The organism is Dolichospermum sp. UHCC 0259, from assembly GCF_009711935.1.
In the GTDB taxonomy this organism is placed as follows: domain Bacteria; phylum Cyanobacteriota; class Cyanobacteriia; order Cyanobacteriales; family Nostocaceae; genus Dolichospermum.
Genome location: NZ_VIKX01000046.1, coordinates 1 through 8966, shown reverse-complemented (window position 1 = coordinate 8966; position 8966 = coordinate 1). Strand labels below are relative to the sequence as shown.

General features: G+C 36.4%; 10 protein-coding genes. 6 read left to right on the top strand and 4 right to left on the bottom strand.

Going from position 1 to position 8966, the window contains the following annotated elements; genetic code table 11:
* The first annotated feature begins 82 nt into the window (after window positions 1-82).
* The 5 genes from FJR05_RS03930 to FJR05_RS03910 all read left to right on the top strand — a co-directional run bounded on the left by FJR05_RS03930 (window position 83) and on the right by FJR05_RS03910 (window position 4364).
* Complete coding sequence (locus tag FJR05_RS03930; RefSeq protein WP_168642894.1) at window positions 83-1591, top strand: NADH-quinone oxidoreductase subunit M; 1509 nt, start codon at window positions 83-85, stop codon at window positions 1589-1591.
* A 170-nt stretch (window positions 1592-1761) separates the two neighbouring features.
* Window positions 1762-2064 carry a hypothetical protein gene (locus FJR05_RS03925; RefSeq protein WP_027401084.1) on the top strand — a complete coding sequence of 101 codons (303 nt, stop codon included), beginning with the start codon at window positions 1762-1764 and terminating at the stop codon, window positions 2062-2064.
* Between the two features lie 2 nt (window positions 2065-2066).
* Window positions 2067-2609: a hypothetical protein gene (locus FJR05_RS03920; protein ID WP_168642893.1), complete on the top strand. Its 543-nt coding sequence runs from the start codon at window positions 2067-2069 to the stop codon at window positions 2607-2609.
* A gap of 6 nt (window positions 2610-2615) precedes the next feature.
* Window positions 2616-3161 carry a hypothetical protein gene (locus FJR05_RS03915; protein WP_168642892.1) on the top strand — a complete coding sequence of 182 codons (546 nt, stop codon included), beginning with the start codon at window positions 2616-2618 and terminating at the stop codon, window positions 3159-3161.
* Window positions 3162-3233: 72 nt separating this feature from the next.
* Window positions 3234-4364, top strand: coding sequence for a CO2 hydration protein (locus FJR05_RS03910; protein ID WP_168642891.1), 1131 nt, complete (start codon window positions 3234-3236; stop codon window positions 4362-4364).
* Window positions 4365-5112: 748 nt separating this feature from the next.
* Here the strand turns inward: FJR05_RS03910 and FJR05_RS03905 are convergent.
* Window positions 5113-6486, bottom strand: coding sequence for a DUF2330 domain-containing protein (locus FJR05_RS03905; RefSeq protein ID WP_168642890.1), 1374 nt, complete (start codon window positions 6484-6486; stop codon window positions 5113-5115).
* A gap of 9 nt (window positions 6487-6495) precedes the next feature.
* Window positions 6496-7338, bottom strand: coding sequence for an RnfABCDGE type electron transport complex subunit D (locus FJR05_RS03900; RefSeq protein ID WP_168642889.1), 843 nt, complete (start codon window positions 7336-7338; stop codon window positions 6496-6498).
* A 101-nt stretch (window positions 7339-7439) separates the two neighbouring features.
* Here FJR05_RS03900 and FJR05_RS03895 point away from each other — a divergent pair, with 101 nt between their 5' ends.
* The gene (locus tag FJR05_RS03895; protein ID WP_168642888.1) at window positions 7440-8099 is read left to right on the top strand and encodes a polysaccharide deacetylase family protein; all 660 of its coding nucleotides are present in this window, start codon (window positions 7440-7442) and stop codon (window positions 8097-8099) included.
* Window positions 8100-8223: 124 nt separating this feature from the next.
* Here FJR05_RS03895 and FJR05_RS03890 read toward each other — a convergent pair whose 3' ends face one another.
* Entirely contained in the window at window positions 8224-8379 is a 156-nt protein-coding gene (locus FJR05_RS03890) for a hypothetical protein (RefSeq protein ID WP_168636757.1), read from the bottom strand.
* A complete protein-coding gene (locus FJR05_RS03885; RefSeq protein ID WP_168642887.1) occupies window positions 8379-8852 on the bottom strand; it encodes a type II toxin-antitoxin system VapC family toxin in 474 nt (157 codons plus the stop codon). Before FJR05_RS03885 ends, FJR05_RS03890 begins: the two co-directional genes overlap by 1 nt.
* Window positions 8853-8966 lie beyond the last annotated feature (114 nt).

The window sequence follows — 8966 nt, the reverse complement described above, 5'->3', positions numbered from 1 at the left end:
TGCTAAAAATTGACTCTTACTTTGATTAGCAATTTCTGCTTCTTCCCCCACCTCCCCCACTTCCCCACCTCCCCTACCTTCTATGCTCAGTACATTGATTTTACTGCCGTTAATTGGTGCGGCATTTATTGGTTTCTATCCTTTTGCCATCTCTGGTAAACTAGCCCGAATTATCGCTTTTATTTTTAGCGTGATTATTTTTGTATGGAGTATTTTCCTAGCAACTCAGTTTAATCCTGGAGAAATTGGTCAACAATTTGCTGAATCATTACCTTGGGTAGATGCTATTGGCTTAAATTACAATCTGGGTATAGATGGGTTATCTTTACCATTGTTAATTCTCAATGGATTATTGACTTGCATTGCGATTTATAGTAACGATGAATCTCAACAACGTCCGAGATTTTATTACTCTCTAATTCTGCTCTTAAGTGCTGGAGTCACAGGGGCATTTTTAGCACAGGATTTATTATTATTCTTCCTGTTTTATGAATTGGAATTAATACCCCTATATCTGCTAATTGCGATTTGGGGAGGTGAAAAACGGGGTTATGCAGCCACAAAATTTCTGATTTATACAGCTTTTTCAGGAATTGTCATTTTAGCTAGTTTTTTGGGGATGGTTTGGTTGAGTGGTTCTCCCAGTTTTGGACTAGCAACCTTAAACGCCCAATCTCTACCCTTAGCAACGCAAATTTTACTCCTTGCCGGAATTTTGGTAGGTTTTGGGATTAAAATTCCCCTCGTTCCCTTCCATACTTGGCTACCAGATGCCCACGTTGAAGCCTCCACACCTATATCTGTGCTGTTAGCCGGGATATTATTAAAATTAGGGACTTATGGTTTATTGCGATTTGGGATGAACTTATTACCAGATGCTTGGGCTTATGCAGCACCTTGGTTAGCCACATGGGCGGTAGTTAGCGTTTTGTTTGGGGCATCATGTGCGATCGCTCAAACTGACATGAAAAAAATGGTAGCCTATAGTTCTATCGGTCACATGGGCTATGTCTTATTAGCAGCAGCCGCATCCACACCCCTCAGCGTTTTGGGTGCAGTCATGCAAATGATTAGTCACGGATTAATATCCGCCATGTTATTCCTGTTAGTGGGAGTTGTCTATAAGAAAGCTGGTAGTCGGGATTTAAATGTCATTCGGGGACTACTGAACCCAGAACGAGGTTTACCGGTGATTGGTAGCTTAATGATTTTTGCCGTCATGGCTAGTGCTGGTGTACCGGGAATGGTGGGATTTATTTCCGAATTTATTGTTTTTCGGGGCAGTTTTGCAGTTTTTCCCGTCCAAACACTATTAGCCATGCTCGGAAATGGTTTAACAGCCGTTTACTTCCTCATTCTTTTAAATCGGGCCTTTTTTGGGCGGTTATCAGCAGCAGTTACTAACTTACCTCGTGTGTATTGGAGCGATCGCATCCCTGCCATCATTCTAGCAGTAGCGATCGTTATTTTTGGTATTCAACCTAATTGGTTAGTCCATTATACCCAAGCCACAATTACCACAATGGTAAAAACTAATAGTCATCATGTAATAGCTAACGTGTCTTTGGATAAAGCTAAAATCAAAAGTTAAATGATGGATATTGGAGACTGGGAAAACTCACCCTATGTCTTAATCCCAATCTCTAATTATCAACGAAAGTATATATCTGAACAATAAGTTTCCGATATGATATAATAAAAAAGTGAATGAATTCGCACAAATTACGCAGTCCTGTTCAATAAAATTAAAAGGTATTCTATATGAAAGCGGATAACTTAGAAATATATGCTGATGGAGCGGGACTTATGGTTGGACCAACTATAAGTAAACTTAGTTTTTACTCTGTAGTAGATATTTCAGAAAATAATGGACAAAAGGAAACTGAAGAAGAATTAAAAGTACAGATAGCTATTCCAACACTTACTTTACTGAAATTATGTGCTAGATTTTTAACACAAGTTAAAACTGACGAAAAGGGAATTATTAATACTATAGATAGTCATAAAGAGGAAATTATTAAGACATTGGCAAATTTAACTTTAAAAGAAAGTGACGGAGAATAAAAATGTTAACCATAAAGTTGGAAAGTGAAATATCTTCTTTTATTCAAGAAAACAGCAAAAGAGATAATTATGAATTCTTGTATAAAACTAAAATTCCAAATCCTCTCATTCATATTAAGCAATGGCAAACAAATCAATACTCCTATAAAGTAGTTGCTTTTGAAAAAGAGGAAAGCAGACATAACAAATTACAAAAATTAGTTCAATTAGTTACAAAAATACGTAATTATCTTTCTTTACCTAATGATTGGGATGGTTATGAAGGAATTGCACCTAAATCAAAAACAATTGAAGAAACTATTTCTGTAGTTAAACGTTTGAATGATTATAACATATCATTACCTAAACCAATGGTAAGTGGTACGGGGATAGTTGGTTTATATTGGGAAAAAGACAGTATCTATATTGAGATATGTTTTGAAGGTGATGGAACATTTTGGTACTATGGTAAAGATGGTAATTTAGAAATTGGAGAAGAATCTGTGTCTCTTAAAAAAGAAACTGAATTTCCCAGAAACTTAATTAATTTAATCGCCAAAATTTAATTTTCTATGAGTTGTTCAGAGATTTATACTGTTACATCTAATAGATGTAAGTTCACCCAGCAAAATGACCCTCAATGTAATTGTGAAAATGTATCAGTTAGCCAATTTTCTCCAGGCATTGTAGAAAATAATGAAATATTAGTGAGGCAAATTTATTCACCAATTCATATAGATGAACAAACTGGAAGAGTAAACACATTTGCCTTTACTGATGCTCAAGATAAAGGTATGTCAGTAAATCGTAAAACCTATTCCTCAAGAGAAGAATTAACTAAAAAAGTTCAATACAAGTTAAAGTTAGATGAGGAACGAGGTAAAGATAGAAGTTTTCAGGGTGTTATTTATGCAACTTGTCACGACGTTAGAGCAATAAAAACTAATGATAATCTAAAAGCTTTTTGTGTTTATGATACAGGTAATAAAAATGATATTTCTCATGCTGATATATGCCAAGCCACATCTAGTCGTTTAGACGGTAGTAAAATGCGTGTTAAATTAAGGGAAATTTTTTCAGACATACCTATAACATTAGATATTTTATTTACTAATTAACTTCTATTTTTAGTTTAAATTGAATTATGACTTACCCTTCAATCCTTCCTTATACTTTCTGGAGAAACACTAATGCTAACAACTCAAAAAAATCACACTTACAACCCTCTAGCTGAATATATTCACCGCTTACAAACTGGTGGAGCATTACTGAAAGATAGTCCCGAAAACGTTCTAGAAGTTGTTGGTATTCTCAAAAGTTATGGTGTAGTTTTAGATGCCTATTCTAAAAATCTTATTTACATTGCTGAACATCAATTTCTCATATTTTTTCCCTTCTTTAAATATTTTGATGGCGATATTTCTGTTGCCAAATTACTCCGCCATTTATGGCATGATCGGATTAATTTTGAATATGCTGAATATTGCATGAAAACCATGATGTGGCATGGTGGCGGCGGTTTAGACACATACTTAGATACTCAAGAATTTCACGATAGAGCTAAAGCTGTTATTGCTGCTAAATTTAAATACAATCCCCTGATATGGGGAATAAATGAACTATTTCCCGAATTTTTAATAGAACAGTTACGAGTCTCCGCTTATTACACTGGATTAGGCCAATTTTGGCGAGTCATGGCGGATATGTTTCTCAATTTATCAGATCGCTATGACAACGGTGAAATTAAATCAATTCCCCAAGTTGTCGAACATATTAAATTGGCTTTAGTTGCAGATGCAATGAAACCAATTACATATAGTGTTAAAATTGGCGATAAAGTTTATGATCTTATTCCCAAATCAGTTGGTTTAACCTTCCTTGTAGATACCGCAATTCCCTATGTAGAAGCAGTATTTTTTAGAGGTACACCATTTTTAGGAACAGTTTCCTTAAACGCCCAAGCATATCAAGTTCCCCCAGATCAATCTCGATTCCAATATGGTGCATTATACGCAGATCCTTTACCTATTGGTAGTGCAGGTATTCCTCCCACTTTGTTAATGCAGGATATGCGCCATTATCTGCCAGAATATTTACATAATATTTATCGTCGCAGTCTCAGGTGTGAAGATGATTTACGAGTACAAATTTGTATGAGTTTTCAAAAGTCTATGTTTTGTGTAACTAGCGCCGCAATTTTAGGACTTTTACCTTATCCTCTAGATAGTCAAGATCCATCTGAGCAAAAACATAATCAAATCTATTTAGAAAAGTGGATGTCAAGATTAGAGACTTCTCAGTTATTGGAAGTGAATAAATAGATTTCTTGTCCGAATCAGGATGTCCAGGATTTGAGGATTTACAGGATGTTATTTGATGATGGTTGGTTATTCTTGAAGGATTTTTTTGTCTGAATCAGGATGTCCAGGATTTGAGGATTTACAGGATGTTATTTGATGATGGTTGGTTATTCTTGAAGGATTTTTTTGTCTGAATCAGGATGTCCAGGATTTGAGGATTTACAGGATGTTATTTGATGATGGTTGGTTACGCACAAGTCATGGAAGGAACGAACTACAGAGACACAGAGGACGCAGAGGTAAGAGGGTTTTAGAGAGATTTTCCTATTTCATCCTCTACATCCCTAAATGTTGGTTATCCTAATTCTAACCATCTGCGTCTATCTGCGTTCATCTGCGTTCTTATCCTGTACATCCTTTAATCCTGGATATCCTGATTCTGACAAAATACATCTTAACGTTTTAGCGTCACTAGCTTAACAATTCTTAACCCCATTTTCCCAAAAAAGTTTAACCTGGCATTTTCACCCAAAATTATTGAGAATAGCTGCGAATGACTCAACGTATTTTCAAGGGTCTTGACTTCTGAGAGGGTTATGTTATGATAGTATTGAGAAAAATCCAAGGGTTTGATATTATCTAAATTAAAATAACTCCTAATAGAAGTCAAAAACCAAAAGTTTGTAGGTTGAATTGACTTTTATTTAGAAAAGATCCTAAATTAAGATCCCCGACTTCTTTAAGAAGTCGGGGATCTGGTCAAAGAAATTTACAGACCAAACCAAGCTAACAATCTATCCCACCAAGAAGTGGAAATATTTCCCACGGTTAATTGCATTTTTTGGCGAATGTTTTGAATATTCCAGTTGGTAAGTCTAGCTAGGGTTTGCGCTTCTTTTTCAAATCGCTGATTTAAAGAACTTTTATATTGTCTTCCCGCACTACATTGAAGATTCCCTGTAAATGGGTGTTGTAAAATATAACGTCCTTGAAAAGAATCCCGTTGTGAAGTTGCTTGAAACATCAAATCTTCAGGAAATTTATTTCTGGTGTAGCGAACGTGCAAGCGAGTAATGAAAACACTACTGCTGGGAAAACGAGAACGAAAATTGGGAGATACTTGTCTATCACTACTATTATTATCTAACCAAAATACACCCGCTTGTTTTAATTCTTCATTATTAAGTGGTTCAGCCGAACAAGGATCACAACTACTCATATCCCAAGCATATTCCAAAAAGCCGACTTTTTTATCTTCCTTGGTGTAGGAAGTTTGAAACATGGATTTATAAAAATCACCAAATTCATTTTTGACGAAAATAGGAATATTCACATCTGAAGGAACTTTAACTGTGCGATAATTAGTAATTTCTGCCTGTCCCTGGGGTGAGAGAATATAAACAATTAAATCCTGTTCTTTGGTAGCATTAACCATTCCTAACCGAATCGGTAACATAAACTTTAGTGATTCGTAGGAAATTTGCAAAGGACGCAGTAATTGATAACCCGATTCGGCAAATTTCTCTAGGTTGACTTTAGCAACAAAGAATTTCATGGAAGAACGAATGTAAGGTTTTAGTAATTCCTTTGCACCTTTGGGAATTTTATAACCATTGCGATTTAACCAAATTTCTAATCCACCAGATTCTTTAGCACTGAGAATGACAATATCATATTCACCAACATTAAATTTGGCTTCAACAGTCACACCTAAATTGCTATCTTTCTTCATGCGATTTTCTGCACTTCTCATTCCTCCTACTGCTGAGGGTGCGGATTTTTCCTCCATTCTATCCATGACAGCACAGGGGTCAGAATCGAAATATTCAACTAATCTTGGCGCACTAAAAGCATCTAATCGTTCAATAATTTTCGGTTGGGCTACATGAACTTGTTCTTTTTTTAAAACAGTGGGAACGGGAATCACAACAGCAAAATCTTTAACATCACCTTGAAAATCGTTAGCCATTGTTAAGACGGTGCGATTTCCATCTCTGGCAAGTATGACTTGTGACGCTTGGTTATAGAGTTTTGTATCGGCTTTAGCTACATAAAATCCACAAAAAGCCCAAGCTGTAGGCGCAAAACACAGCAATGCTAAAAGTGCAGATATTACGGGCATGAATAGGCGTAAAAGTTGCATTTTGATACCTTAGTTGATGATAGTTAATTGGTTATTTTCTGCTGGTAATTCTGGTTGTTGCCACCAGGAAAATCGCGGTGTAATCCAGAATTTATCTAGTAGAATAGTTAATGGTGCGATGGCAAATAAAGCCCAAAAAACAGCGGTGGAGATAAAGAAGAAATTTCGCAAAATAAATGTTAATACAGCAATGGATATTGCCCATAAAATTCTACTCATTGGGGCGTTGGGAATTGAACGCGGATCTGTCACCATAAATAAAGAAAATAACAGTAAAGATCCACTCATTAAATGATGAAAATAAACGTCCCAAGTCCAACCTAACCACATATTTCTGATGGCTGCTAGGAGGGAATAAGCACCGAGAAAAGCGGCGGTAGTATCCCAGCGACCAATACGCTGTAAAATCATGCCTCCAGTGCCTACAAATAACAACGCATACCACCATTCTTCTCCCCATTGTCCAGGAGATACCCAAGCGTCATTAGTGAGGGTAAGCACGGCAATAATGCCAAAATTGGCAGGGTTGAAAAAATGCTTTTCACCAAATTGGAAAATAAATTTACTAGCTATGGCGGCAAATCCAGCTAAAGCCATTGTTGACCAATGATCAGCGCGTAGTAATAAACTCAGTCCCAAAGAGGTAATTAGGGGACTACGGATATTAATTACTGGGATTGTCTTTTCAGATTTAGTGAGCAATGAGCAGATGATTTGAGTTATGATGCAGGAGGCGATCGCCACAACAATAAATTCTGGATGTAGTGTCCAGTCTCGCGTCGCAATTCCCAAAATCAGAAATAAACTCAAAAAAAGAATTTGATAATCTCGAATATCTTTGCACAACGTCATTTTCCGTTCAGGGATTACCCGCAGATTTTTTACCAATTTAAACCAGTGTGATCATAAGTTAGGTTGTTGTTACAGTTTTTGTTACAAAGATATTTTTAACAATGGAATTTGCACCTCTATTTCCCCTTGTTTATCGGCTTCTCCAACCCACTTTTCCCCATTGTCTATGGTGTGGAGACTCAAACAGTAAAACTATCGCCCTCACGTTTGATGATGGACCTCATCCCCAATACACACCCCAGGTATTATCGGTTTTAAAGCGTTACAACATTACCGCTAGTTTCTTCTGGTTAGGAAATTGTGTGAATCGGTTTCCAGAAATTGCGAAAGAAGTCAGCGTACAAGGACACTGGATCGGATTACATGGATATGAACATGATTCTTTTCCCCTGCTTTCCCCAACGCAATTAAAACAGAGTTTAGAAAAAACCCAAATTGCTATTTCTAATGCTTGTAATTTATCACCCGAACAAGTGCGAGATGTGCGTCCACCTAACGGATTTTTCACACCTGGGACATTAAAATTATTTCAACAGTGGAATTATCGTCCAGTGATGTGGAGTGTCGTTCCTGAAGATTGGGTTCATCCTGGTGTCAATGTCGTGGTAAATAGAGTCATGAAGCAAGTTAAAAATGGTTCATTAATTGTGTTACACGATGGGTATTTTGGGGGTAAAGATGTGGCGGAAACTATTAATATTTTGATTCCTCGGTTATTACAACAAGGGTATAAATTTGTGAATATTAATAGTTTATGGTAACAGTTAATCACCCTCCCACATCCCAAAAAGCGAACTGCTTGCAGCAGCGCTTGCGCTATCGCCCCTCACATCCCAAAAGCGATTCCTGCGGAGCGCAACGCTTACGCACTAAACAAGCATAAAATTATTGAGTGCTTAATTTAGATTTTTTTGTTTTGTATTGTTGCTGTAATTCTAGATAATACTTAATTAAGTTATGCGGATTATGCTGATTATTTTCAGAAATTTGATGACGAATTTCCCGAATTTTTTGCAGTACAGAATCATCAATAGTAATCATTAGTTATCTTCCATTAATTCTAAAGGTGTTACGAGTGCAGGGACATACAAACCTAGCATAACATTTACTCGTCTAATATGTCCAAACTTGTTGGCGTTAGCTAAATGGCGACAATTCCATGTTAACAGGAAATCACATTTATGATAGGATGCTATGGCAAGATGGAGAGCATCGCCTAAAGGATCATTAGGCATAACCTGATTTTGAATATAGGTTTGCACAATTTCAGCAATTTCTGGCTCGATATCTATCAACTGGATATCATTTATAAGTTGAATTACTTCTTCTTTATTAGGAAAATTTCCTTTGTTCAGTTCATCTAAAACTGCAATACTTGTAACCAGTTCATATTTTTGTCTAACGTTATTCCACCAAAAACGAGTCCATTCTTTACGCGCTATCATATCCGGTTCAGTCCGAATTTCATGGTAAAAGCTGGGAATACTTGTTTCAATGTAAATTTTTGATTTCATTATTATGTTGAGTTGACGTTAGAAAATCCTGAGTTTAACACAGAAATAGCTGTAGGGATGTAACTGTTCACACTCCCCCACTAAAAAGGAATTAGGAAGTAACAGGGATAGGAG

Bases quoted from the DNA above. Each gene is read 5' to 3' on its own strand.
- FJR05_RS03930 (WP_168642894.1), top strand. From the start codon at position 83: ATGCTCAGTACATTGATTTTACTGCCGTTAATTGGTGCGGCATTTATT.
- FJR05_RS03925 (WP_027401084.1), top strand. From the start codon at position 1,762: ATGAAAGCGGATAACTTAGAAATATATGCTGATGGAGCGGGACTTATG.
- FJR05_RS03920 (WP_168642893.1), top strand. From the start codon at position 2,067: ATGTTAACCATAAAGTTGGAAAGTGAAATATCTTCTTTTATTCAAGAA.
- FJR05_RS03915 (WP_168642892.1), top strand. From the start codon at position 2,616: ATGAGTTGTTCAGAGATTTATACTGTTACATCTAATAGATGTAAGTTC.
- FJR05_RS03910 (WP_168642891.1), top strand. From the start codon at position 3,234: ATGCTAACAACTCAAAAAAATCACACTTACAACCCTCTAGCTGAATAT.
- FJR05_RS03905 (WP_168642890.1), bottom strand. From the start codon at position 6,486: ATGCAACTTTTACGCCTATTCATGCCCGTAATATCTGCACTTTTAGCA.
- FJR05_RS03900 (WP_168642889.1), bottom strand. From the start codon at position 7,338: ATGACGTTGTGCAAAGATATTCGAGATTATCAAATTCTTTTTTTGAGT.
- FJR05_RS03895 (WP_168642888.1), top strand. From the start codon at position 7,440: ATGGAATTTGCACCTCTATTTCCCCTTGTTTATCGGCTTCTCCAACCC.
- FJR05_RS03890 (WP_168636757.1), bottom strand. From the start codon at position 8,379: ATGATTACTATTGATGATTCTGTACTGCAAAAAATTCGGGAAATTCGT.
- FJR05_RS03885 (WP_168642887.1), bottom strand. From the start codon at position 8,852: ATGAAATCAAAAATTTACATTGAAACAAGTATTCCCAGCTTTTACCAT.